Origin of the sequence: Shewanella bicestrii, from assembly GCF_002216875.1 — a bacterium.
In the GTDB taxonomy this organism is placed as follows: Bacteria; Pseudomonadota; Gammaproteobacteria; order Enterobacterales; family Shewanellaceae; genus Shewanella; species Shewanella seohaensis.
In genome coordinates this window covers 4,368,450-4,392,189 of record NZ_CP022358.1, presented here as the reverse complement: position 1 = coordinate 4,392,189, position 23,740 = coordinate 4,368,450, and the positions used below count along the sequence as shown (strand labels likewise).

Annotated in this window: 22 protein-coding genes; 7 read left to right on the top strand and 15 right to left on the bottom strand. The window is 50.2% G+C overall.

What is annotated here, in order from left to right; genetic code table 11:
* Positions 1-3: 3 nt before the first annotated feature.
* From CF168_RS19175 to recG, 13 genes are all read right to left on the bottom strand, one after another.
* Complete coding sequence (locus CF168_RS19175) at positions 4-822, bottom strand: outer membrane lipoprotein carrier protein LolA (RefSeq protein WP_089068672.1); 819 nt, start codon at positions 820-822, stop codon at positions 4-6.
* Positions 819-1,253 carry an acyl-CoA thioesterase gene (locus CF168_RS19170; RefSeq protein WP_011621149.1) on the bottom strand — a complete coding sequence of 145 codons (435 nt, stop codon included), beginning with the start codon at positions 1,251-1,253 and terminating at the stop codon, positions 819-821. The genes CF168_RS19175 and CF168_RS19170 overlap by 4 nt, the downstream gene beginning before the upstream one ends.
* Positions 1,250-2,815, bottom strand: coding sequence for an HAL/PAL/TAL family ammonia-lyase (locus CF168_RS19165; protein ID WP_089068671.1), 1,566 nt, complete (start codon positions 2,813-2,815; stop codon positions 1,250-1,252). The genes CF168_RS19170 and CF168_RS19165 overlap by 4 nt, the downstream gene beginning before the upstream one ends.
* Positions 2,812-4,620 (bottom strand): glycosyltransferase family 2 protein, encoded by a 1,809-nt coding sequence (locus CF168_RS19160; RefSeq protein ID WP_167373720.1) that lies wholly within the window; start codon positions 4,618-4,620, stop codon positions 2,812-2,814. The genes CF168_RS19165 and CF168_RS19160 overlap by 4 nt, the downstream gene beginning before the upstream one ends.
* A gap of 20 nt (positions 4,621-4,640) precedes the next feature.
* Positions 4,641-5,015, bottom strand: a complete 375-nt coding sequence (locus CF168_RS19155) for a thioester dehydrase (RefSeq protein WP_011621152.1) — start codon at positions 5,013-5,015, stop codon at positions 4,641-4,643.
* Complete coding sequence (locus CF168_RS19150; protein ID WP_089068670.1) at positions 5,008-6,372, bottom strand: AMP-binding protein; 1,365 nt, start codon at positions 6,370-6,372, stop codon at positions 5,008-5,010. Before CF168_RS19150 ends, CF168_RS19155 begins: the two co-directional genes overlap by 8 nt.
* On the bottom strand, positions 6,369-6,917 hold the full coding sequence (locus tag CF168_RS19145) for a hypothetical protein (protein WP_011627439.1): 549 nt from the start codon (positions 6,915-6,917) through the stop codon (positions 6,369-6,371). Before CF168_RS19145 ends, CF168_RS19150 begins: the two co-directional genes overlap by 4 nt.
* Positions 6,917-7,165, bottom strand: coding sequence for an acyl carrier protein (locus tag CF168_RS19140; RefSeq protein WP_011621155.1), 249 nt, complete (start codon positions 7,163-7,165; stop codon positions 6,917-6,919). Before CF168_RS19140 ends, CF168_RS19145 begins: the two co-directional genes overlap by 1 nt.
* A 9-nt stretch (positions 7,166-7,174) precedes the next feature.
* Positions 7,175-7,429: a phosphopantetheine-binding protein gene (locus tag CF168_RS19135; protein ID WP_011621156.1), complete on the bottom strand. Its 255-nt coding sequence runs from the start codon at positions 7,427-7,429 to the stop codon at positions 7,175-7,177.
* Positions 7,416-8,264 carry a lysophospholipid acyltransferase family protein gene (locus CF168_RS19130; RefSeq protein ID WP_089068669.1) on the bottom strand — a complete coding sequence of 283 codons (849 nt, stop codon included), beginning with the start codon at positions 8,262-8,264 and terminating at the stop codon, positions 7,416-7,418. Before CF168_RS19130 ends, CF168_RS19135 begins: the two co-directional genes overlap by 14 nt.
* On the bottom strand, positions 8,257-8,994 hold the full coding sequence (locus CF168_RS19125; protein WP_089068668.1) for a beta-ketoacyl synthase chain length factor: 738 nt from the start codon (positions 8,992-8,994) through the stop codon (positions 8,257-8,259). The genes CF168_RS19130 and CF168_RS19125 overlap by 8 nt, the downstream gene beginning before the upstream one ends.
* Before the next feature lie 359 nt (positions 8,995-9,353).
* A complete protein-coding gene (locus tag CF168_RS19120; protein ID WP_089068667.1) occupies positions 9,354-10,250 on the bottom strand; it encodes a DUF3014 domain-containing protein in 897 nt (298 codons plus the stop codon).
* Positions 10,251-10,428: 178 nt separating this feature from the next.
* On the bottom strand, positions 10,429-12,504 hold the full coding sequence (gene recG, locus CF168_RS19115) for an ATP-dependent DNA helicase RecG (RefSeq protein WP_089068666.1): 2,076 nt from the start codon (positions 12,502-12,504) through the stop codon (positions 10,429-10,431).
* 392 nt (positions 12,505-12,896) lie between these two features.
* On the opposite strand from recG, the gene CF168_RS19110 reads away from it, so the two are divergent.
* The 3 genes from CF168_RS19110 (at position 12,897) to CF168_RS19100 (ending at position 16,285) form a co-directional block, all read left to right on the top strand.
* A complete protein-coding gene (locus tag CF168_RS19110) occupies positions 12,897-13,922 on the top strand; it encodes an ABC transporter substrate-binding protein (RefSeq protein WP_089068665.1) in 1,026 nt (341 codons plus the stop codon).
* A 10-nt stretch (positions 13,923-13,932) separates the two neighbouring features.
* Positions 13,933-15,756 (top strand): sensor domain-containing diguanylate cyclase, encoded by a 1,824-nt coding sequence (locus CF168_RS19105; RefSeq protein ID WP_206191648.1) that lies wholly within the window; start codon positions 13,933-13,935, stop codon positions 15,754-15,756.
* A gap of 115 nt (positions 15,757-15,871) precedes the next feature.
* Positions 15,872-16,285: a YkgJ family cysteine cluster protein gene (locus tag CF168_RS19100; protein ID WP_011621163.1), complete on the top strand. Its 414-nt coding sequence runs from the start codon at positions 15,872-15,874 to the stop codon at positions 16,283-16,285.
* On the opposite strand, the gene CF168_RS19095 is transcribed toward CF168_RS19100, so the two are convergent.
* Positions 16,248-17,087: a substrate-binding periplasmic protein gene (locus CF168_RS19095; protein ID WP_089068664.1), complete on the bottom strand. Its 840-nt coding sequence runs from the start codon at positions 17,085-17,087 to the stop codon at positions 16,248-16,250. The two genes, CF168_RS19100 and CF168_RS19095, sit on opposite strands and share 38 nt — an antisense overlap.
* Before the next feature lie 172 nt (positions 17,088-17,259).
* On the opposite strand from CF168_RS19095, the gene CF168_RS19090 reads away from it, so the two are divergent.
* Entirely contained in the window at positions 17,260-18,576 is a 1,317-nt protein-coding gene (locus CF168_RS19090) for a hemolysin family protein (RefSeq protein ID WP_011715583.1), read from the top strand.
* 59 nt (positions 18,577-18,635) lie between these two features.
* On the opposite strand, the gene ilvY is transcribed toward CF168_RS19090, so the two are convergent.
* The gene (ilvY, locus tag CF168_RS19085) at positions 18,636-19,508 is read right to left on the bottom strand and encodes an HTH-type transcriptional activator IlvY (RefSeq protein ID WP_011715584.1); all 873 of its coding nucleotides are present in this window, start codon (positions 19,506-19,508) and stop codon (positions 18,636-18,638) included.
* A 196-nt stretch (positions 19,509-19,704) separates the two neighbouring features.
* On the opposite strand from ilvY, the gene ilvC reads away from it, so the two are divergent.
* The 3 genes from ilvC to ilvM all read left to right on the top strand — a co-directional run bounded on the left by ilvC (position 19,705) and on the right by ilvM (position 23,704).
* Entirely contained in the window at positions 19,705-21,183 is a 1,479-nt protein-coding gene (gene ilvC, locus CF168_RS19080; RefSeq protein ID WP_011715585.1) for a ketol-acid reductoisomerase, read from the top strand.
* Between the two features lie 590 nt (positions 21,184-21,773).
* Positions 21,774-23,447, top strand: a complete 1,674-nt coding sequence (ilvG, locus tag CF168_RS19070; protein WP_011715586.1) for an acetolactate synthase 2 catalytic subunit — start codon at positions 21,774-21,776, stop codon at positions 23,445-23,447.
* Entirely contained in the window at positions 23,444-23,704 is a 261-nt protein-coding gene (gene ilvM / locus CF168_RS19065) for an acetolactate synthase 2 small subunit (protein ID WP_011621169.1), read from the top strand. Before ilvG ends, ilvM begins: the two co-directional genes overlap by 4 nt.
* The last annotated feature ends 36 nt before the right edge of the window (positions 23,705-23,740 follow it).

Below are 23,740 nucleotides of genomic sequence, written 5' to 3'. Positions count from 1 at the left end.
GCCTTACTCCCTTGAACCCGCGTCTTTAGGAATCGTCTGGCTGATGGCATATTGGGCTAACTCAGCCTCACTCAGTGGACCTTGGCGCAGCTCGCTAAAATCGATACGGGTGATATCCTGCGGACTCACACTTGGATTGGCGCTGAGTAGCACTAAGGCGTGTAAAGTATCACTGCCTTCGAGCACCATGTGGGCGATGGCCTTCTTCATCAGCGGATCTTTTGGGGTTAATCCCAACTGCCAGTTTGCGCCGCCTGAACTTGAGTTGTCTTGTGGCGACTTGTCTTGCGCTAAGGGTTCTTGGGCTAAAAAGTGCAGTTCGAAGTTTGCACTTAAACCCGAAATATCGCCGCCCAGCATGGCATTCACTAGACTCGGTAGCAAATCCCCCATGGCCGCCGCGCTTGCCGAAGCATCGGCTTGGCTGATTTGCACTCGCCCTTGGCTATCTTTTTGGATCAGTTGCTTATCTTTTAAAATCAGCAAGGACTCAAAGGGGCTAAGTTGTTGCCAGATCAGCCCTTGTACCTTGTCGAATACAAACTGGCCTTGGCTCACGAGGGGCTTTTTCAGCACTTTAAGCTGACGCGATTGCACAAAGTGGCCGCGAACCGTCTCGCCAAGATTGAGCTTTTGGCTAAGGGCGAGCAATGCAGCGTTATCTGCGCCTTGGGCAAATAGCGTTTGATATTGGCTCGAACTTGTGAGGTTCGAATCGGTGAGGCTCTGCGCCTGTACCGAGCCAAACAGCAGTGTGCAGCTTAAGAGTAGGCTTTGGCAGAACCCTTGCCACCACTTAGCTCGTGCGAGGAAGGCAATCATTCGCTATCCGCCTTTGCAAGCAGCGGGGCGATTTTGCTGCGGAATATCTCTGGCGTCACAAAGCACATTTCTTGGCTCGTCATATCCACCGCAGCCTGAATGGTATAGCCCTTGGTAATACGCTCACCGGTTGCCGTATCACGGATTTGATAATTGATTTTTAGACGATTTTCCCACTCGACCAACTCGGCGCGCACGGTAATGTTTTGCTCGAAGGTGCTGGCCTTAACGTATTTGATCTGCAAATCAATAATCGGCCAAGCATAGTTCGAGGCCTGCATTTGGCGATAGTTGTAGCCTAACTCGTCGAGTAATTTGCAGCGGGCAATCTCGAAATAACGCAGGTAATTACCATGCCAAGTGATCCCCATCGAATCCACATCGTGGAAGGGGATCTGCATGTCCATTTCTATGCTGAGCAAGGCTTTCATCGGCACACTTCCCATTCGCCCGCTTGGATTTTCGCAACGGTTTGGCGCAGCACGGCTTCGAGCGGTCTGTCTTCGACTAATGGCTCAAAATCGGCGCGCACTTGGGCGAGCGTGGTCGCCAGCGAAGGGGTCAGTGAGCTTTCGTCTAACTCGTTTTGTTTTATACGCAGGCCAATGCCTTGAGTCATGGCGAGTAGGGCTGCGGCGGCGACTTGCTCTGTTAGTTGCAATACGCGCATACAGTCACGGGCGGCGATAGTGCCCATGCTGACTTTATCTTGGTTATGGCATTCGGTTGAGCGAGAGAAAACACTCGCGGGCATAGTGTGCTTGAGCGCCTCTGCCGTCCAGGCCGAAACGCCGATTTGCACCGCCTTAAAGCCATGGTTGATGGCGCGGCGTGGCCCAGTTGAACCCGAAAGGTTAGCGGGTAAACCGTTGTTAAACTTAGGGTCCATCACTAATGCCATTTGGCGGTCGATGAGATCGGCGATGTTGGCGACAGTGTTTTTCAAGGAATCCATCGCAAAGGCAATGTGTCCGCCGTAGAAATGGCCGCCGTGGAGAATATGCTCGCCTTCACCATCGACTATGGGGTTATCGTTGGCGCTGTTAACTTCGGTTTCGATAAATTGGCGCATAAAGGGCAGCGCATCCTGCAATACGCCAATGATGTGCGGCGCGCAGCGGATGGAATATCTGTCCTGCAGACGATCTGAATTGCGGGGGTGAACATGGTGGTTCAAATCTTCCCTGATCCAAGTCGCGATTTGGTTTTGTCCCGGATGGGGTTTGGCGGCAAACAGAATATCGTCGAAATGGTTCGAGTTACCTTTGAGGGTTAACGACGCCATGGCGGTTATGCGGCTGGCTAAACGCGCTAAATATTGTGCACGATCAAAGGCTAAACAGGCTAATGCCGTCATCACCGCCGTGCCATTCATCAGGGCTAAACCCTCCTTGGGGCGCAGCACATGGGGCGTGATGTTCAGCTCGCGGTAAACCTCTTGGGTGGCTCTGCGCTCGCCGTTATAAATCACTTCGCGCTCGCCAACTAGCACGGCGGCGAGATAAGACAATGGCGTTAAGTCACCGCTGGCACCAACCGAACCTTCCTCTGGGATCACTGGCACTATATTGAGATTTAGTAAGGTTTCGATGCGCTTTAATAGCTCATAGGTCACGCCGGATTTACCGATGGCGAGGGAGTTTAAACGGCAAGCCATCACGGCGCGCGCCTGCATCACGCTTAAGATTTCGCCGAGGCCACAGCCATGGAAGCGGGATAAGTGCAGTGGCAACTCATGGACTAAGTCGAGACTCACGTTGACAGTGCAAGAGTCGCCATAGCCGGTGGTAACGCCGTATACCACACCTTCTTCGTGCAGCAGGCTGTCGATAAAGCGGGCGCCCTTTTGGATATACGCTTGGTAATCGGCATCATCATTGAGTTTGACTTTAGCACCCTTAGCAACGGCGACGACTTGCTCTAATGTGAGTAACTGACGGCCAAATTCGATTGGCAACTCAGCGGTTGTCGTGTGAGTAACTGCGTGGCTCATAAATGCTCTGTCCTGTCTGTAGTGCGCTCCTGCTCTGGGAGTGCTGCAGTCGTTTGTGGGGCGGGTGTCGCGCGGTTGACCTTGCTATCGTCCCGCCAAAAATCAAAAAAGTTAAACCACTGCAAAGGCTCACGCCTTGCGTAGTGTTCGAGGCGCTCGCTGTAGTTATGCACCGCCTGTTGTAGTCTTTCCATTCGCCCTGCACGCGGGCCCTTGAGGCTGTTGCTAAAGTGCTCTAAATGCACGCGATATCGCCCTTGTTCGCGCAGGCAGAACATCAGATACACAGGGCAATCCAAGAGGCCGGCTAGAATAAATGGCCCCTGCGGGAAGGCTGCCTCTTCACCCATAAATGGCGCGTATACCACGCGTCCTTGGGAGTGGGATGAGGTTCTATCGCCAGCAATTACCACTAACTCACCGTCTTCAATCTTTTGCTGCAGCAGCATAGAGGTGGCGGGGTTAAGCTCGGTCACTTGGATCAAATTCAGCGTGCTATCGGGGTTTAATTGCTTAAGTACATTATTAAAGTTTTCGGCATGGCTAGTTAACACCATGACATTCACTTTGACCTTACGCTGGTGGATTGAAATCGCGCGGCACAGTTCGAGATTGCCCAAGTGAGAAACCAATAACACCGCGCCTTTGCCGCTTTCTAGCTGATCGGCCAGCACTTGGCGGTCGGGAAAATCCACTTGGCTTAATTGAATGCGGTCGCACCAGGCATCGATTCTATCGAGTGCGGCATTACCAAAGGCGAGAAAGTGGTTCAGGCTATCGCGCCAGCCAACGGGCTGATTCAATTGGGGATGTTGCGGCTCGAGGCGTTGCACGCGGCGCAGAAAATCCAACGAGGCCTCGCGGCTGACTTTGCCCGTCAGGAAGAAATAGCAAATCACCGGATACATAATGGCGCGGCACAGCCAATGGCCGCCGAAACGGTAGCTTTCGACCAACAGTTTTATGCCCCAGTAACTGCCGCGCTCCTTCATCCCCGACCAATGGGTTGAGGCTTTATCGGCCTGGGGAGATTGAGCCTTCTGTTTACGGCGCAGCAGTTGTGGCAGGCGTTTTAACATGCCGAAAAATAATCGGGTGTGCAGCTTAGTGATGCGCACATTATCGGCCACGCCTTGAAAGTGGCTGACGCCGTTTTCGGGATAAATGACTTTAGTGGGGTGAAACAGAATTTCCACCCCTTGCCAGTAGAGTTTGACTAGGATTTCGATATCAAAATCCATCCGCTCCGTGAGGGCGTGCTGGCTCAATAGGCGCTCGGTGGCGGCTAAGGGATACACCCTAAATCCGCACATCGAATCTTGAATATCAAAGCTTAAGGTTTCGACCCATACCCAAAAGTGGGTGAGGTAACGGCCATAGAGTCGCCCCTTGGGGACGGACTCGTCGTACTCTGGCTTGCCCGAAATCAGCGCATCCGGCTTGGCCTGTGCCTTGGCGAGCATGGCGGGAATATCGCTCAAATTATGCTGGCCATCGGCATCGACCTGTAGCACATGGGTAAAGCCATCGCGATACGCACGGCGAAGCCCTGTCATCACAGCTGCACCTTTACCACGGTTGTAGGGGTGTTGTAGCAGGGTCACCCAATCGTGTTGCTCCGCCAAGGATTGCAGCAGATAACGGGTCTCATCGTTGCTGCCATCGTCTATCAAATAGCAGGGCAGATTGAGGGCGGCTAGCTCGACCAAGGTCTGGGCGATCGCGGCGCTATGATTGTAATTGGGGATCACCAGCGCCAGCTTGATTGGCGCCGTGCCCATTAAATCACTCGGCGGAACTAACATGGTGTCGCTCATACCGTCGCTCACAGGGATGCTCCATCATCTTGCTGACTAGCAAAGCTGATACGCCCGGAGGCATAGCGGTGGTCGCCATCGCTGTAGGCAAAGGTTAACTTCTCTTTGGCGGCATTATGACTAATGGCTAAGGTGACTTCCTGCCCTGGCAGAATAAGTTGTTGAAACTTTAGTACTTCTAAATTAGCCACCGCAGCGTTGTACCCAAAATGTTCGCAACCTAAGCGTACGGCCCAATCGAGTTGGGTCACGCCGGGGAGCACGGCTTGCTCGGGAAAATGGCCGTTAAAATATTCGAGATCGGCGGCGACAAAGAGGCGCAGTTCAATACTCTCTGGGCCGATCTCTGATGCGAGGATCGGCGGTAAACTCGACTTAATCATGGTCAAATAACTCAACTAGCTGGGCGACGACGCGCTTGCCCTGAGTGTTTAACGGTAAGGTTTCGGGGTAACGCCAGCGGCGCGGTAAAGTCACGCGCTCGAACTGAGTCAGTAGATGCGCTTTTAACGCGTTGTTGATACTCAGTTTTCCCTGCTCTTGGTGCACACTTCTGCCTAATGGCGACAGGGTGATCACCGCCCCTAACTGGGATTTAAACTGGGGCAATACGACCAAGGCAGCCTGCTCGACATAGGCATGGCTACAGAGCAAGGTCTCCATTTGCGCCAGTGAAAGACGTTTTTCTTCAATCTTAACGATGCGATCGAGTCTTCCCTTGAGCCTGAATTGGCCATTGGCCGTCGGCTCGATTTTATCTTCGCAACGTAACCATTGATCGTCGGCCAAGTAGGGTGACTTCAGCAGCAGGGCGCCATCGTCAGCGTCTTGGTCTATGGTAATTTGTTCAAACACTTGCCATGGTTCGTCGGCCTCGTGTTGGCGACGATAGGCGATACCGCCAGTTTCGGTGCTGCCGAATATCTCTATGGGTAAATGGCCATAGCACTGGGCAACCCCTTGGGCGGCGGTGAAACTTAACGGCCCGCCGGAGCTAAAGACTAAGCTAGGTGATCGCAGTTGGCGTTCGTGCTCTAGTGCCTTAGGCAAACGGGATAATTGCGCTGGGCTACTGATGAGGCACAGATTCGGCAACAAGGCGGTGTAGTAGCTTAAGGTCTCTGGGTATTCGATCTGCTCGCTTAAAAAAGGGCGACTGGCGGCTAAGGGCCAGAGGATTTTAAACAACAAGCCGTAGATATGTTGATGGGAAACGGTCGAGACCACACTGCAATGGGGCAAATGCTCGGCGAAGGTGTGCTCGAGCACTGTCACTTCGGCATCGAGCTGCCTTAGGCTCTTGCGAATCGCCTTGGGCTCACCACTGCTGCCCGAGGTAAAGAGCACTAGTTCACCGAAGTTGTCGCTCTCTGGCCAAGGTTTGGTGGGCAGGCTCAGCTCTTTATTCAGCAGGATAAAGGCGTGACTCTCGCACAGCGGTTTGTCTGACAATATGCCTTCAAACTGATGGGTCAGTTCACTCAAGGTGCCAGTTTGGGTGTTGGGCGGCAGAATAATTTCCTTGCCCGCCAAGAGTGCGGCACATAAACCCACGGCAAACAGATCGCTGGTATCACTCGCCAGTAACCATTTTTGTTCAGGCGCTTGGCGCAGCTGCTCGTAAAAATGCGCAACCTGATTGGTAAACAGGGCACCTGTGACTATGTCATGGTGATTAAAGCTGATCAGTTGTTGGGCGAATGGCCCTTGGGTTAACCAGTTTTTGAGTAGTTGTGTCATGTCTTCTTCAACCAAAAGCTGCGATATAACCATTCCCCACCGAGGAGCAGTCCCATGAGTACGTATGCAATCAAACCGTTATACAAGGTCCAAGTTGCTAGGCTGGTAAACGCGGCGGTATAGGCCGCCACAGTGCCGTTTAGGATAAATAAGCCACACCAAAGTAGGGTAACTTTTTTAAGATAACCTATGGCTTCATCCGGCAAGTCGGGCTCTTTGAGCCGTGCGAGCCGTTCAATCATGCTCGGGCCTTGGTATAGCGAGTAGCTAAACAGGGCTAACATGGTGAGGTTTATCACCACGGGGTAATACAAGAGCCAGTCGCTGCGTTTGGCGACAAAACTGCCCGCAGTGAGCGCAATCCCCACAAGCAAAGGCAATACTAAGGTTTTAACCTTTTGCTTTTGCAGCATTAAACGCACTACCAACAAGAGGCATAGCACTAGGGCTATGGTGCCTGCTGGCAGATAATTCAGTCCTAAATACACGGCGACTGGATAAGCAATCAGCGCGAGTGCGGTTAGTACTTGTAGCAGGACACGCATTAGTCTTTAACTAGGCCTTCAATGGCGTTAACGACATCGTTGACTGTGCGCACAGATTTAAACTCGTCGGGCTGAATTTTCTTGCCGGTGAGTTGCTGTAGCTTAATCACTAAGTCGACGGCATCGATGCTATCCAGATCTAACTCTTGATAGAGATTCGCCTCTGGCGTAATCGCATCGGCATCAATTTCAAACTCATCCACCAAAATCGTGGTCAACATAGCGAGGATTTGTTCGCGGTTTTGCATCTTCCTCTCCTACGGACGTTGTGATTCGATGAAGTTAGCTAGGCTGGCGACGCTGTAAAAATGCGCCTTAGTGCTATCCGAGTTGGCTTCGATTTTCACATCAAATTTTTTCTTGATGGCTAAACCCAGCTCGAGCGCATCGATCGAGTCGAGTCCAAGTCCTTCACCAAATAGCGGTGCATCTGTGTCGATATCATCAATACTGACGTCTTCTAAGTCGAGGCAGTCGATGATCAACTGTTTAATTTCGTTATGTAAAGTCATAATTATTTTCGAGTTGTTGTTGATAGTATTGTTCAAGGTCTCGGGTTAATTGCCGAGCCATTTTCGCATGCTCCCCCAAAGGGGCTTGGTAGCCTTGGTGAGAAATTGTGTTGCCGATTTCGACGGCCATTCCCATGGTTTGCCTTGGGATCTCATACCAAGGTTGTTCCTTTGTCAAACCACGCACATTAGTGCGCAAAACCACAGGTAAAATATCGGCTTGGGTGCGAATAGCAATATTGGCAGCACCGCGGGCAAATTCGTTAATGCTTGCACCAAATACGGTGCGTGTGCCTTCGGGAAAGATAATCAGATTCGTGCCGCGGGCGAGTACTTCTCGGCAATCTTCGAGCATGAGTTCGGCGCCGCGATTGGGAATGTATCCCGCGCAGGAGACGACGCCACGTAAGAAGGGATTGCGCCACAGGCCCTGTTTAACGATACAGCCTGCATTGGGCATCAAGCTGATTAATACCACCACATCGATCAGACTCGGGTGATTGGCAATCACTATCACGCCCTTGGCATTTTGCAGCAGCTCGGCATTATGGGTGCTTACTCGGATAACTCCTGCCCAAGTCAACATGGCCACAAAGCCTTTAAACATAGTGTGCACGGCTTTTTGCACGCGGATAATCCGCGCCTCGGGCGTGCCCGGCCAAAAACGCAGCAGAGGCAAGATGGTTAACGAGCTTAACAGTCCACCGAGACCAAAGGCGATGTAGCAACTGACGCCGCCGAGCCAACGGGGGATATAGTTGATTCCCGCTCGGCGTTTTTCGGGCAGCGTATAGGCGACATTAAATTCGGCATTGTGTGGCACTGGATTAGGCATGCGTTAGGCTCCAGTGCCAGTGTGACAAGCAGCCGTCAATATCCTGTGAGGTTGCTAGCGCGTGGACCAACATGCCATAGGATAGCGGCGTGGCGTTTTGTTGCTGCTCGGCTGTCAGTTGGCTTAGGGTGAGGGTGACGGTCGCACTCTCATCCGCGGGCGCTAGGGTCAATCCCAGGGCTAAGGGCAACTCAAACTCTTGAGTAAATTCATCATAGACTGGTGGGACGGGATCGTCGCCAAACACCAACAACAGTGGCTCGGGCGATTGGTGCAGCTGGGCGAACGCTTCTACCATGGCTTGGGAAAGGGTTTCTGTGCCCGCGGCAATCGAGGTCGAAGGGGCGGTGTTATTGGCTAAAATGCCAAAAATACCACTGCCAGTGTTATGCACCGACTGACTAAAACCTAAGGGGGAAAGCGGTTGTTTTTCAATAATATCTTCGAGCAGGCCAATGGTGCGGTGTAGCTCGCCGTGGCGAGAAGCAAATATCGAGCGACAGTTAGGCGCGGCCTCACATTGGAAGCTGACATCCAGCATCATCTTGGTTAAACGGCTAAAACGTCTGCGCTGCATGGCGGGGACTTGGGAAAGTGCAGGGGAAATCCCCTCTAGGTCATTTTCTTTGCTTGTGTCAGCCGAGTGCTTGCACCAAGTTTGCCAGTCATCACGCTGTGGATACTTTGGCGCCCATGCGCCCCAAGAAAGGATGCTGAATCTGAGTTGCACTACTTTGCCTCGACACTATTTAAAGCTGTCTTAGTTATCCCTAACTAAGCGAAAATTTTAATGAATTGATTGGCTTATCGCTATTTTCTCGCTGGATTGACGAGCACAATTCCCCCGTTTATTAAGTGGCTTATTCTACACTAAGTCCTTAGTTTTAATGAAGCCATTTGCATTGTGATGGTTAACAAAATGCAATCAAGTTCGAATTTATCACCCAAGAGTAACATTCGTTGCAGCTGAGGTATTGGGAGGATAGAGGATAAAACCTTGGACTGAACCTGAGTTGAACAAGTCTATAGGTAGTATTTTTAAGATACAAAAAAGGCGCACTAGGCGCCTTTTTAGACAAGCTTGGAGCATTATTGGGCGAGTTGGTTTTCCAATTTACGCAGCGCCGCTTTGACTTTACGGGTGTTTTCAGGACCCATGCGGATCATCAGTTTTTGCGCGCTCGGCAAGGCCTCTAAATTAGGATCCACAAAGCGGTAGTTCACGCTGATTGAACTCAGCTCGATAGGCTCTTCGATTATAGGGGCGGCAAGCATGATCTTAATGGCTTGCAGCATTCGGTCATTGAACTTGGCGTTGCTGTAACCTAACTCGGCAAAGGCCTCATCAAACAGCGGTGTGAGCTGTTTGTAAGTGTGCATTAAGCTTGCTTCATCCATGCTGGCAAGTACAGTCGCGTAGGCATCGTATCTGTGGTAACTCTCTGGATTTAAATACACTTTGCTAGTGATTTCAGACACAGTGAACAGCTTTTCTGGGCCTTTGACTGGGCTGACTTTGCGGGCGAGATCGCCTTGGGCCAAGTTGTCCACAAACACCACAAACTGACGGGCCAAATCTTGGTTCACTAAAGAGGAACCGACCACGTTGTTATTGATGATCGCTAGCGCTTTTTGATGCACAAAGGCATCGCTCTCGGGCAGGCTAGGAACGACTTCTTCAGGCATCGCAGGCTCGGTTGGCGTGACGACGGTGTCGGTTTCAGGCGTGGTCACTGCTGGTGTTTCATTTTCTACCGGCGCAGTTTCAGGCTCAGTGCCTGTCTCGAGCGTCATAGGTTCAGATGAAGGCGGCTCAGGCAGCACTATCGGCGCATTGGGGATGAGCTTGGGTGAGTCATCTTTCGTGTAGTAATAATAACCTCCTGCAGAGAGCAGCACGACGAGCACAATCGCAATCAAAGCAAAGCGATTACTGCTTGAAGAGGTTTCTTGAGGTGTAATTCTATCATCTTGATTAACTTGCATTTTACATCCTTCGCTTAAGTGTCAAGGTAACGGGGTGAATACATGCAGCTAACATTTAAAGTGCAAGTGCCAACGAGTTGTCGGTGGCAGGTTCATTGTGCAAGTTTCCACGCGCTTGTCCATAGCGGTGAGCTGAACAGGCTGAATTTATTTTACCTTGAAGGGGTTAGCTTAAGGTTTAGGCCTGAACGTATTGTTGCCTGTGTCCAAGCCAGCGATGAATAATGGCATCGACCGATTCTGGGGCCTGTGACATCACATGGCTCGCCAGTTTTTGGATATGTGGGATAAGCGCCTGATCGCGGACAAGGTCGGCGATTTTCAGCTCGGCCAGTCCCGTTTGCTTAGTGCCCAGTACTTCGCCCGGCCCACGGATCTCTAAGTCTTTCTGTGCAATCACAAAACCATCATTACTTTGCCTGAGCACATTTAACCGCTGGCTCGCGGTTTGGCTCAATGGCGCCTTGTAGAGTAACACACAATGGCTCGCCACGGCACCGCGCCCTACGCGGCCCCGCAGCTGGTGCAACTGTGCAAGGCCCAGTCGCTCGGGGTTTTCGATAATCATCAAGCTGGAGTTGGGGACGTCGACGCCGACTTCAATCACTGTGGTTGCCACCAAGAGATGTATGCTTCCCGCCTTGAAATCGGCCATAATCTGTTGCTTTTCAGCACTTTTCATCCGACCATGGACTAAACCTATGCTCAGTTCCGGCAGCGCTTGGCGCAGCTCTTCGGCGGTATCTTCCGCCGCTTGACACTCGAGAACTTCGGATTCTTCAATCAGAGTACAGACCCAATAGGCTTGGCGTTTATCAGTGACTACGCTGTTGCGGACGCGCTCGAGCACTTCATTGCGACGCGAATCGGGAATGGCGACAGTGGTCACGGGCGTGCGGCCGGGCGGCAACTCATCGATAATCGAGGTGTCCAAATCGGCGTAGGCTGTCATGGCTAAGGTTCGTGGGATGGGCGTTGCCGTCATAATTAACTGGTGTGGATGAAAGCCTTGGTTAATGCCTTTTTCCCTGAGTCCCATCCGTTGGTGAACCCCGAACCTGTGCTGCTCGTCAATGATGATCAAGGCTAGTTTGTTAAAGGTTACCTGTTGCTGGAAGATGGCGTGGGTACCAATCACTATTTGCGCCGCGCCCGATTCAATATCGGCTAAGGATTGCGCCCGCGCCTTGCCTTTAAGCTTGCCTGCCAGCCAACCCACTTTTAATCCAAGAGGTTCAAACCAGGCGGCAAAGTTTGCCGCATGCTGCTCGGCGAGTAATTCGGTAGGCGCCATCATGGCCACTTGGTAACCATTTTCGATGGCCTGCAGGGCGGCGAGGGCGGCGACTAAGGTTTTACCAGAACCCACATCACCTTGAACTAAGCGCATCATGGGGTGCGGTTGCTCTAAATCTTTACCTATCTCGGCGACGACCCGTTGCTGGGCGCCCGTCGGTTTAAAGGGCAATGAGGCGAGAAAGGGATTCAATAGTTGGCCGCTGGCGTGCATGGTTACGGCGGCGTCGAGATTGCTGCGCTGCCTGAGTCGGAGCATGCTGAGGTTATGGGCGAGCAGCTCTTCCTGCACTAGCCGTTGCTGCGCAGGATGCTGACCGAGCTCTAAGTCAAATTGTGATATTCCCGCGTGGGGGCGATGCAGGGTTTGCAGTGCCTGTTTCAAGCTCATGCTGTTGGGCTGCAAATTGGCGGGTAATAACTCGGTCAAACCCCCGTCTTCTAATAATTCGAGGGCTTGCTCGGTGAGCTTGATCCAACTCGCCTGCTTGAGTCCTTCGGTAGTGGGATAAATCGGCGTAAGGGTATCGCTTAAATGAATGTCTTCACCGGGATACACAATTTTATACTCGGGATGGACAATTTCTGCCTGATGATTACCACGGCGAATTTCACCGTAGGCGCGGATCATTAAGCCATTTTGCATTGCATTGCGTTGCGCTATCGAAAAGTTAAAAAAACGCAGGCTCATGCTGCCGGTATTATCCCGCACATTGCACACCAGCATGCGTTTACGGCCTTGAATGATTTGCGTCGACTGGATTTCGGCTTCAATGGTGCCGTAATTTCCCGGCATTAAGGCGGCAATAGGATAAATTTGGGTGCGGTCTTCGTAGCGCAGGGGTAAGTGAAACAGCAGATCTTGTACTGTTGTGATGCCGAGCTTTGCGAGTTTTTCCGCCACCCTTTTGGCGACGCCTTTGAGGTCGGTGATCGGAACAAGATCCAATTGCTGCAAGTCGTTAGCGCTCAATCACTGTGAATTTATACATATACTAACAGAGTATAAGCGTAAGGCAATCTTGGGCTTGGCGCTGGCCAAAGGATAAATGGCGATGGGTTAACTGGCGGAGAGGCGTTACAGCAAAAGAATGAACTTAGCCGTTAACATTTAAGTTATCTTATTAAAATTAAAATGAATATCCTATAATTGTTTGCGCTGAACTTAGGCAAAAATAAATATTCTTAGTTACCAAGTTCACTTTTTATTATTTTGTGGTTTAATCAAATAATTGATTACCAGCGACATGCTTTGGTAATTATGCGGTAACAAGGTTGTGAATCGAAATAATAAAGTGACCTCCAGTGACGGAACACATTTGGGGAAACACCGTCGAGGAGAACTCGCCTTTGCGTCTATGGTATTTGAGTTGTTTATTTATAGGCCTGCTGTGTTCCACATCGCCTGCATGGGCCAAATTAGAAGTGGCTTTTTTTAACCCTGGCGCCGCAACGGATAGCTTTTGGGGTGATGTCGATAAATTAATGCAAGTGGCTGCCACTCAACTCGATATTAATTTACAAATAACCCATTCAGACCGTAATCATTTTAAAATGATTAACCAATTAGAGGTATTATTAAGCTCTACCTCATCCATCCCTAGTCATATTATTTTGGTAAATGAGAAGCAGTCAGCAATAAAAATGTTGCAGTTGCTCTACCACTATCCCATATATGTGCAGCTGATATTGAATGATATTTCAGTGGCCGAGCGAGAAACCTTATTAGCGGATCCACATTGGCAAACCTATTTATTACCAGCCATTATTCCCGATAATTACGCGATTGGTGCCGAAACGGCCAAAACCCTATTAAGTGGTTTAAAGGATGAAAACGCGAAGGTTTTATTAATTTCGGGAGATAAGTCGACACCCGCCTCAGTACTGCGCACCCAAGGCGCCAATGACTACTTTTTTATGCAGCACAATGCCACTGTGACTCAAACCGTCTATGGCCAGTGGAGCCAAGATATTGCCTATGGGCAAACCTTAACTTTGCTTTCCCGCTATCCAGATTTAAATCTGATTTGGACGGCCAGCGATAATATGGCTATTGGGGTACTAAAAGCCTTGCGGGAAAAAGGACTTCAGCCCGGGCGTGATGTGTTGGTGAGTTCAGTGAATACCTCCGCAGAGATTTTACAGCTTCGCCAATCACAGCAAGTCACTACATTGGGCGGCGGGCACTTTTTAGCGGGCGCTTTGGGATTAGTACAGCTGAAGCGTTATCAAGCAACTTCGCAATATTATCCCTATGCGGACATACAACTTTTTAGTGTCCTTAATCCGGATTCGGAGTTTTATCGGCTGTTAGTCGCTAGGGATTGGGCGGGGATTTTTAAGACACAGATTTTGGATAAGTTGCCACAATCATAAATAGGTATCCATGAAGCATCGTAATCATTCCATCAGTCACAGAATGACGCTCACAATTATTGGGGTGAGTTCGTTTTTTGCTGTCCTGACTATGTTGGTACAGTTGATATGGAACTATCAGGAGAGCATAGATAAAACCACGGCGGATATTCGTGAATACTCCGAATCTATCTTACCCAGTGTGGCTAAGTCGCTGTGGGATGTTGACCATAGTCTGTTATCTGATTTGCTGTCTGGCCTTGGGATGATGCCCATGGTGGCGAGCGTTAATTTAGAGAGTATCGACGGCGTTGCTATGCAATTGGGTAAGTCGATTCATTTGGATAATCGTCGGCAAACCCTGTTTCACTATCCCATTAACTATCAAGATCAGCAGATTGGCATGCTGACGGTCGGTTTAGATACGGACACGCTCTATTACGAGTTGTGGCAGCAATTGATCATCATAGTATTAGGCAACGGGCTGAAAACGCTGCTGATGATTTACTTGATCCTCTCTTTGGTGCGCTTGTTAGTCACCAATCGCCTCTCGGCGCTAGAGCGGTTTGCCAACCAAATTAACCTGCACTCCCTCCCTAAGCTCAATGTGCCCATGAGTGTGATGCAAAGCCCCGATGAGATTGGCCATGTCGCCCAATCGCTACAGGCCATGTATCAACGGATCCGCAACGATTTGGCCATCAATAAACGCCAGCAACGGGCGCTGCAACAACAGCAAAACCAGTTGGCGAAGCTGGTCGATGAGCGGACTCAAGAACTCAATTGGCAATCCAAGGCAAACCAGCTGCTAGCCGAGATGTCGTTGCAATTTTTAACGACAGACACCACCCGATTAGATGAGTCCTTAGCCGAAGTCTGTGGCCGCATTGGTTGCCTATTTGATGTTGAACGGGTGAGCATTATTGAATTTACCGAGCAGCACGCCCGTTATCGGAGTTTTTGGAGCTGCGAGTCGCAGGCGGGCAAGATCCAAGATATTTCTATCGACAGTGTGGCTGTGCTGGCACAGAAATTTACCTCAGAGTCGACCTTAGTCATTGAGTCGGTTGCTGAACTGGCGGATGAATCACCAAAGGAATATCAAGCCTTGTGCTCGGTCGGCATCTGTTCCATTGCCGCCTATGCGATTAAAAATAGCAATCAACTCTTGGGATTGCTCTCGCTTTCTATGGTCAGTCGTCCATTAAACTGGAGCGTGCAAAAGAAGGTAATGCTGACGCAATTTGCCGCGGCACTGAACGAATTATTACTGCGTGAGGAAAAAGAGCGACAGATGCTCAGCCTGCAACAGGCTTTAGTGTCGGTGAATGCTCAGCTGCGGGTGATGGCCGACACCGATGAATTAACCGGATTAAGCAACCGTCGCCCCTTCACTCAAACCCTAGAAACCTTGCTCCAGCAAGACACTCCCTTCGGCCTGCTCATGTTGGATGTCGATTACTTTAAGAGTTACAACGATACCTACGGCCACCTCGAGGGCGATGCGGCGCTTAAGCGAGTGGCGCAGGCGTTAACTCTGTGTGGTATTTTGCCGCAGGAGAGTTTGCTTGCCCGTATTGGTGGTGAGGAGTTCGCGATTGTTCTGCAACAGATTTCACCCATCCAATTAGAGGCGATAGCCAACCAGCTCTGCTACCAAGTGGCCGCCTTGGAGATCCCCCATAAAAGCTCCCCAAAGGGCAAGATCACCCTGAGTATTGGTGGGGTGTATTTTCCTAAGGAGAGCCAGGATGGCTTAACGTTGTCGGAGGTGCTGCGCCGTACCGATATTTGTCTGTATCGCGCTAAAGATCAGGGGCGCAATACCGTGGTGATTGATTCGAACCATAAGTGACTGTTAATAGAGGCACGGCACCACAGCTTGTCTTGAGCACGGCGCGGCGCCGATTTATTTCTGCTTTTGGCCTGCTATAATTGCCGCCCTTTAATTTCTAACTCTAGGTTCTGGCGTGTCAAAACGGGGCAAAAATACGGCAAGTGCAGTGTCGATTTTCAATATCGATGATTTGTCCACTTGGCAAAAATATCGCAAAGGCTTGTGTGATAGCTGCCATGCAACCTGCTGTACGCTACCCGTTGAAGTCACTGTGAGTGACTTAGTGCGCATGGCCTTAGTAGACGAGTTTGAAGCCGAGGGCGATCTCAAGGCCATCGCTAAACGTCTGCAAAAAGCGCGCATCATCGACAACTTCAACCACAAAACCGCCATTTTTACCTTGGCCCGCATGGCGAACGATGATTGCCTGTACCTCGACAGTAAAACCCGTCGCTGCACCATTTATCATCAACGTCCCGAAACTTGCCGCAATCATCCGCAAATCGGCCCTAAAGCGAATCACTGCCCTTATCGTCCCCGTGAGTAAGCTTTTGGATATGAAATTGGTACAGGGCTTCGAGTTGATGGCTGTCTCGCATCGCTTGCACCTGCCGATTAAATTCACGCGCAATCAAGTCTTTATTGGCTGAACGTTTTGAGATCAGCATATAAAAAGGCTCCTGCTGCGTATTGGGTGACACCTTAGAGGTGAGCGTCTTAGGCAGTACGCCCGACAGGGTTAAAGCGAGGCTGCCAGCTAAAATTTCCTTACGTGCTAGAAAGAATTTGCATCTGTGTTTCAACAACATTTCAGGGAGATGTTGCAAGGAATTGATTTCGCTGATGGGCGTTTCTTTGCGCCAGCCAAAGTTGTCGTAATTGAAGCCTTTAATGCCGCAAACCGTGCCAAAATCAGCCAACTGATTGATATCATTTATATGAAATTGCGGGTCTAGTTCTGCTTTCAAATAAAAATAACTGGGGGTGAGGTAATAATAAGCAATAGATGGGATATAATCAGTCGCCCTTTGTCGGTTGAGCGATGCGCTCATTGCGGCATCTATGCTGCCATTTTGAACGTCCTTCAAACAGCGTAACCAAGGCAAAGCCTGCACTTCATAATCAATTCCAATGGGTTTAAAGGTGCGTTCTAGCAGGTCGATATCGTAGCCGCTAAGCGTGGAAGTCTTAATGCCATCTTGCCGAATAAAATAATTAAACGGTGGATATTCAGTCTCTTCGACACAAAAGCGTAACCTTAATGGGGAAAGCTCGTCTGCGCCATGGGCAGCAGGCGAGAGCAGAATCACGCATAACAAGGCGATTAGCGGATATAATAAACGCATCATACTTTTTAAGCGCAGTGGCGATTTTTTTAAAGTGTAGCAAAGGGCTTAGCGGCAGCAGGGTTCTTTTATCGCCACAGGCTTGTGCCGCTTTACGGGGCCAAATCCAACTGACTCGCGAAAATCACTGCGCGGGTTGGTACAAGTAAGTCTAGTGTGAAACAAAAGGTGTTACATGAGTCTCTTAGATAACGTGATGATTATATTGTGCTTAATTGGCGCAAGTTGTTTCTTTTCCATGTCAGAAATCGCTTTGGCCGCATCACGCAAAATCCGTTTACGTCAATTAGCCGATGAAGGCGATAGCCGCGCCGAAAAAGTGCTGCAACTCCAAGCCCAGCCCGGTAGCTTTTTTACTGTGGTGCAAATTGGCCTGAATGCCGTTGCCATCATGGGCGGTATTGTGGGTGAATCGGCGTTTCGTCCCTATTTTTACCAGTTTTTAAGTGCGTGGTTGAGCGACCCTTGGCTGAGCCAGCTGAGCTTCTTCCTGTCTTTCTTTGTGGTAACCAGTGCCTTTATTTTGGTCGCCGATTTAATGCCTAAGCGAATTGCGATGGCGATGCCTGAATCGGTTGCGCTAGTGGTTGTTGGGCCAATGAGTTTCTGCATCGCGATCCTGCGTCCATTGGTGTGGTTTTTCAATGGCATGGCTAGCGGTATCTTCAAGTTGCTGCAGATCCCTACCGTGCGTAACGATGAAATCACCCCAGATGATATTTATGCGGTCATGAACGCGGGGGCTGAAGCTGGGGTGCTCGACAAGGGCGAGCAACAAATGATCGAAAATGTGTTTGAAATGCAAACCGTTTCGGTAACGTCCGCCATGACGGCCCGCGAAAGCTTAGTGTATTTCCTGTTGCAAGACAGCGAGGAGGATATCAAGCGTAAGATTGCCGAAGATCCCCATACTAAGTTTTTGGTCTGCGATGGCCAATTGGATATGGTCAAAGGGTTTGTGGATGCGAAGGAACTGCTGATCCGTGTGATCAACGGTGAAAAAATTACCTTAAAAGACAACAGTCTTGTGCATACCTCGCTGATTATTCCCGATACCTTAAGCCTGTCTGAGGCGATGGAATACTTCAAAAATAGCCGCGCCGATTTCGCGGTGGTGATGAACGAATATGCTCTGGTTGTGGGGATTGTCACCACCAACGATCTGCAGCGCGCGGTGATGGGGGCCTGGTCGCTACACGAGAGCGAAGAGCAAATTATTGCCCGTGATGGCAATTCTTGGTTAGTGGATGGGGTGACGCCGATTACCGACGTAATGCGTGCCTTCGATATTGAGGAATTCCCCCATAATCAAAACTACGAAACCATTGCTGGCTTTATGATGTACATGCTGCGTAAGATCCCCAAGCGCACCGACTTTGTTAACTATGCTGGCTACAAGTTTGAAGTGGTGGATATCGACGCCTACAAGGTCGACCAATTGCTTGTAACTCGTATCGATGGCAACGATAAGTTGATGTCGCCAGATACCTAATCTTATCAACATCATAAAAAAACGGGACTCAGTCCCGTTTTTTATATTGCTACTAAAATTTAGATCGCTTCTAAAAACGCATTCACTATCGGATCGTCCAAGCGTTTGACCTTGCAACAACAACCCAGCTCAAAGGGGGCAATGTTCACGGGGGAGGCTAATAGCTGGATCCTATCCCGTACCGGACTGTTATTGATCACTACCTCTGGGGTGATACTCACACCACACCCGAGCGCCACCATGGACGCAATCGCTTCTTGCCCCGACACCTGCGCATAAATATTGGGGCTTATTCCCATCTGTTTGAACCAATTATCGGCGCGGCGTCGCCCTGGGCCATGGTCGGGAATGATAAAGGGCACCCGCGACCAGTCGATGGGGGCTTGGCTTATCTGTTGCTGCACCGCGCAGCGCATGGTTGGCGCGATTAAGGACAAAGGCACATCGTCAATCTTGGCGAAATGCAAGGTGGCAGGGAAGGGATCCGGCAGCGCGGCAATGGCAATGTCGGCGCGATTTTGTTGCACTTCGGCCAGTGCATTGGCAGCATCCCCTGTGGTGAGGGCTATCTCAACAAAGGGATGCTCCTGCCGAAAACGTTCCAGCAATTGCGGTAAATGGCTGTAGGCGGCGGTCACCGAGCAATAGAGATTTAAGGTGCCGCGCAGTACATCCTGCTTGAGATCGATACTGTGCCGCAGGTTGCGCCAATGGTGCAGGGTCTGCTCGGCGAACAATTTAAACTCGCGCCCCGCATGGGTTAAGGTCACGCTGCGATTATCCCGTTCGAATAACTTGGCGTTCACTTCTTCTTCGAGCCGTTGCAAGGCGCGACTTAAGGTCGAGGGACTGACGTGCATCTGCTCCGCCGTCTTGGCGAAGTGCAAACTGTCACATAAGTGTAGGTACAATTTGAGGGTGCGTATGTCCATAACCTCGTCCTATTGGCCGCTTATCAAGGCTGTTGTAACCGAAAATGACATTGCATAAAACGCAATATGAGGTTTCGAATATATCATTTTAAGCAACGATAGCCATAGGTTATAGTGATTTCAATCACAACCAGTTATTAACAAAAAGTTGATATTGGTTGAGTCCCAAATTCCCGACTGAAAGGTGGTATCTCAGATGGCTAACTATTTTAACTCTCTGAATTTACGTCAACAATTAGCACAGCTTGGCCAATGTCGTTTCATGGACCGTTCTGAATTCAGCGACGGCTGCAATTACATCAAAGATTGGAATATTGTTATTTTAGGTTGTGGTGCTCAGGGTCTTAACCAAGGTCTGAACATGCGCGACTCTGGGCTGAATATTGCCTACGCTCTGCGCCCTGAAGCCATTGCTCAAAAACGTGCATCATGGCAAAAAGCCACAGATAACGGTTTTAAAGTAGGTACTTTTGAAGAGCTGATCCCAACGGCGGATTTGGTATTGAACTTAACGCCCGATAAGCAGCACTCCAATGTGGTTAGCGCTGTGATGCCACTGATGAAACAGGGCGCAACACTGTCTTATTCCCACGGTTTTAACATCGTTGAAGAAGGCATGCAGATCCGCCCCGATATTACAGTTGTGATGGTAGCGCCTAAGTGTCCAGGCACCGAAGTGCGTGAAGAATACAAGCGTGGTTTTGGTGTACCAACACTGATTGCCGTGCACCCAGAAAACGACCCTAATGGCGATGGTTTAGAGATTGCCAAAGCCTATGCGAGTGCCACAGGTGGTGACCGCGCTGGCGTGTTGCAATCTTCCTTTATCGCCGAAGTAAAATCGGATCTGATGGGCGAGCAAACCATTCTGTGCGGTATGTTGCAGACTGGCGCTATCTTAGGTTACGACAAGATGGTGGCCGATGGTGTTGAACCTGGCTATGCCGCTAAGTTAATTCAACAAGGTTGGGAAACCGTGACCGAGGCGCTTAAGCACGGCGGTATCACCAATATGATGGACAGACTGTCTAATCCAGCCAAGATTAAAGCGTTTGAAATTGCAGAAGATTTAAAAGAAATTCTGCAACCCTTATTCGAAAAACATATGGATGACATCATCAGCGGCGAGTTCTCCCGCACTATGATGCAAGACTGGGCCAATGACGACGCTAACCTGCTGCGTTGGCGCGCCGAAACCGCCGAAACGGGCTTCGAAAATGCCCCAGTGTCGAGCGAGCATATCGACGAGCAAACCTATTTCGACAAGGGGATTTTCCTGGTTGCGATGATCAAAGCCGGTGTCGAATTAGCCTTTGATACTATGGTGTCGGCGGGTATTGTTGAAGAGTCAGCCTATTACGAATCACTGCATGAAACGCCGCTGATCGCTAACACCATCGCCCGTAAACGTCTTTATGAGATGAACGTGGTGATCTCGGATACCGCAGAATACGGTTGTTATCTGTTCAACCATGCTGCCGTGCCTATGCTGCGTGACTATGTAAATGCCATGTCGCCAGAGTATTTAGGTGCGGGTCTGAAGGACAGTTCAAACAACGTCGATAACCTGCAGTTAATCGCCATCAATGATGCGATTCGCCACACCTCAGTTGAGTATATCGGTGCGGAACTTCGTGGTTATATGACTGATATGAAAAGTATTGTTGGAGCTTAATCGATAGAGGCCGAGCCCCTAAGGATGTGGGGCTCGGCGTGACAAATTTATTCCTGCTTCGTAGGTTGTCGAGCGGGCAAAACCGACATGGGTTAGTTGGCGATAAGGTTCACTAACGCGCGTTTGTTAACGTTTCACTTTGTTGTTTTGCATTGTCTCGGCAGGGAAGCTGAATTTTTTTGACATTAGATATTTTTTTATTGTGTTTGGCTGTCGCTTTATGGTAAAGCTAATAACTCGCGGCGGGACAAGGTTCCCAAAGCAAACATCGCTCAGGCTTAAAAGTGAGGAGCGATAAGAATTTCAGCGATACACATACAGAACACCGATTAGGAACCCATATTGATGTTTAACCAAGCTGCCAAGCTCATTCTCGTGATTATTACCGTAGTGATTATTAAATCACAGCGGGGGCGGCGCATGGCAAACTGGTAGACCTAAAAGGTTAAAAGTTTCGAAAGAACCCCCCGCTCCGAAAGGACCGGGGGGTTCTTCGTTTTCAGGCCCTAGGTTTTGGAAATGAGGTTTCGAAATAGCACAAATTACGAGTCGATTTTCGGCAATTTAGGATCAAGGTAGCGAGAGAGAATATGGAACCAGGGCAGATGATTAGAGGCGCAGACGCAGTCATAAAAGTGTTGGCAGCACATGGTGTTACCACAGTATTTGGTTACCCAGGTGGTGCCATTATGCCAATCTACGATGCCCTCTATGGAAGCCCTGTCGAACATCTCTTAAGCCGCCACGAACAAGGCGCCGCCTTTGCCGCAGTAGGTTACGCTAGAGCCAGTGGTAAAACCGGCGTATGCTTTGCCACCTCTGGCCCTGGCGCCACCAACCTAATCACTTCACTTGCCGATGCGTTATTGGATTCTGTGCCTGTTGTCGCTATCACAGGTCAGGTTTCAACCGCCGTGATTGGCACAGATGCGTTCCAAGAAATCGATGTATTGGGCATGTCCTTAAGCTGCACTAAGCACAGTTTTATGGTGACGGATGTAAACGATCTGATCCCGACCCTGTATCAAGCCTTCGAAATCGCGGCATCGGGGCGACCCGGCCCAGTGCTGGTGGATATTCCTAAGGACATCCAAATCGCGCAACTGGAATATCGCACTCCCTTGTTAGCGGTAACCAATGAGCCACAGGCGAGCGCCAGTGAGATTGACGCGGCACGCGCCCTGTTAGCTGAGGCGAAGCAGCCTATGCTGTACGTGGGGGGGGGCGTCGGGATGGCGGGCGCGGTCGATCAACTGCGGGAATTTATCAAAGCCACGGGGATGCCATCGGTCGCAACGTTAAAGGGCTTAGGCAGTATTGCCCACGGCACCCCAGGTTATTTAGGCATGTTAGGTATGCATGGCGGAAAGGCGGCCAACCTAGCGGTGCAGGATTGTGATTTATTAGTGGTTGCCGGTGCGCGTTTCGATGACAGGGTCACAGGACGTTTAGCGACTTTTGCCAATAAGGCTAAAGTCATCCATTTAGATATAGACGCCGCCGAGTTAGGCAAATTGCGCCAGCCCGATGTGGCCATCGCCGGTGATTTACGCCAGATTTTCCCTGCTTTAGCTATGGCGCTGAACATCACGCCTTGGCAAGCAGAGGTTGAACATCTTGCCCGTAAACATCAATGGGATTATCAACATCCCGGCAGCTTAATCTACGCTCCCGCCATGCTGCGCCGCCTTGCTAATAAACTGCCCGAAGACAGCGTAGTGTGCTGCGATGTGGGCCAACATCAAATGTGGGTCGCCCAACATATGTGGTTCCGTCGCCCTGAAGATCATTTATCCAGCGCAGGTTTAGGCACTATGGGCTTTGGTTTACCCGCCGCTATCGGCGCCCAAGTCGCCCGCCCGGATGCAACTGTGGTCACAGTGTCTGGCGATGGCTCTTTTATGATGAACGTGCAGGAGCTGACCACCATCAAGCGCCGCAAATTACCGGTGAAGATCCTACTAATCGACAACCAAAAACTGGGGATGGTGAAACAGTGGCAACAGCTATTCTTTGAAGAGCGCTACAGCGAAACCGATCTGTCAGACAACCCCGATTTTGTGCAACTCGCTTCGGCCTTCGATATTCCCGGCCGAACGATTTTCTCTTCCGACGAAGTGGAAGAGGCCTTAACCGAAATGTTAGCGGCTAAGGGTCCCTATTTGTTACACGTAGCAATTGACGATGCTTTTAACGTTTGGCCACTGGTGCCCCCCGGCGCATCAAACAGCGATATGATGGACGAAATGGAGAAACAAACATGATCCACTCCCTAGAATTAACGGTTCAACAACGCCCAGAAGTGATAGAACGTGTACTACGGGTGACTCGTCACCGTGGTTTTACTGTCACCCAAATGCAAATGCGGATGAACGACGATGCGAGTCTGTCGCTGGATATGGAAGTGGACAGCGAGCGCGCCATCGAGCTGCTCAGCAATCAACTGAATAAATTGATTGATGTCACTCAATGCAAGGTCTTGTTACCGCTAAACTTGCAACAACAAAAAGTACACGCATAAGCATCCAGTGGCAGCGGTATTAGCACTGCAGCAACG

Excerpts from the sequence above, each read along its gene's own strand:
- CF168_RS19175 (WP_089068672.1), bottom strand. The coding sequence starts at position 822 with ATGATTGCCTTCCTCGCACGAGCTAAGTGGTGGCAAGGGTTCTGCCAA.
- CF168_RS19170 (WP_011621149.1), bottom strand. The coding sequence starts at position 1,253 with ATGAAAGCCTTGCTCAGCATAGAAATGGACATGCAGATCCCCTTCCAC.
- CF168_RS19165 (WP_089068671.1), bottom strand. The coding sequence starts at position 2,815 with ATGAGCCACGCAGTTACTCACACGACAACCGCTGAGTTGCCAATCGAA.
- CF168_RS19160 (WP_167373720.1), bottom strand. The coding sequence starts at position 4,620 with ATGTTAGTTCCGCCGAGTGATTTAATGGGCACGGCGCCAATCAAGCTG.
- CF168_RS19155 (WP_011621152.1), bottom strand. The coding sequence starts at position 5,015 with ATGATTAAGTCGAGTTTACCGCCGATCCTCGCATCAGAGATCGGCCCA.
- CF168_RS19150 (WP_089068670.1), bottom strand. The coding sequence starts at position 6,372 with ATGACACAACTACTCAAAAACTGGTTAACCCAAGGGCCATTCGCCCAA.
- CF168_RS19145 (WP_011627439.1), bottom strand. The coding sequence starts at position 6,917 with ATGCGTGTCCTGCTACAAGTACTAACCGCACTCGCGCTGATTGCTTAT.
- CF168_RS19140 (WP_011621155.1), bottom strand. The coding sequence starts at position 7,165 with ATGCAAAACCGCGAACAAATCCTCGCTATGTTGACCACGATTTTGGTG.
- CF168_RS19135 (WP_011621156.1), bottom strand. The coding sequence starts at position 7,429 with ATGACTTTACATAACGAAATTAAACAGTTGATCATCGACTGCCTCGAC.
- CF168_RS19130 (WP_089068669.1), bottom strand. The coding sequence starts at position 8,264 with ATGCCTAATCCAGTGCCACACAATGCCGAATTTAATGTCGCCTATACG.
- CF168_RS19120 (WP_089068667.1), bottom strand. The coding sequence starts at position 10,250 with ATGCAAGTTAATCAAGATGATAGAATTACACCTCAAGAAACCTCTTCA.
- CF168_RS19105 (WP_206191648.1), top strand. The coding sequence starts at position 13,933 with ATGAAGCATCGTAATCATTCCATCAGTCACAGAATGACGCTCACAATT.
- CF168_RS19095 (WP_089068664.1), bottom strand. The coding sequence starts at position 17,087 with ATGATGCGTTTATTATATCCGCTAATCGCCTTGTTATGCGTGATTCTG.
- CF168_RS19090 (WP_011715583.1), top strand. The coding sequence starts at position 17,260 with ATGAGTCTCTTAGATAACGTGATGATTATATTGTGCTTAATTGGCGCA.
- ilvY (WP_011715584.1), bottom strand. The coding sequence starts at position 19,508 with ATGGACATACGCACCCTCAAATTGTACCTACACTTATGTGACAGTTTG.
- ilvC (WP_011715585.1), top strand. The coding sequence starts at position 19,705 with ATGGCTAACTATTTTAACTCTCTGAATTTACGTCAACAATTAGCACAG.
- ilvG (WP_011715586.1), top strand. The coding sequence starts at position 21,774 with ATGGAACCAGGGCAGATGATTAGAGGCGCAGACGCAGTCATAAAAGTG.
- ilvM (WP_011621169.1), top strand. The coding sequence starts at position 23,444 with ATGATCCACTCCCTAGAATTAACGGTTCAACAACGCCCAGAAGTGATA.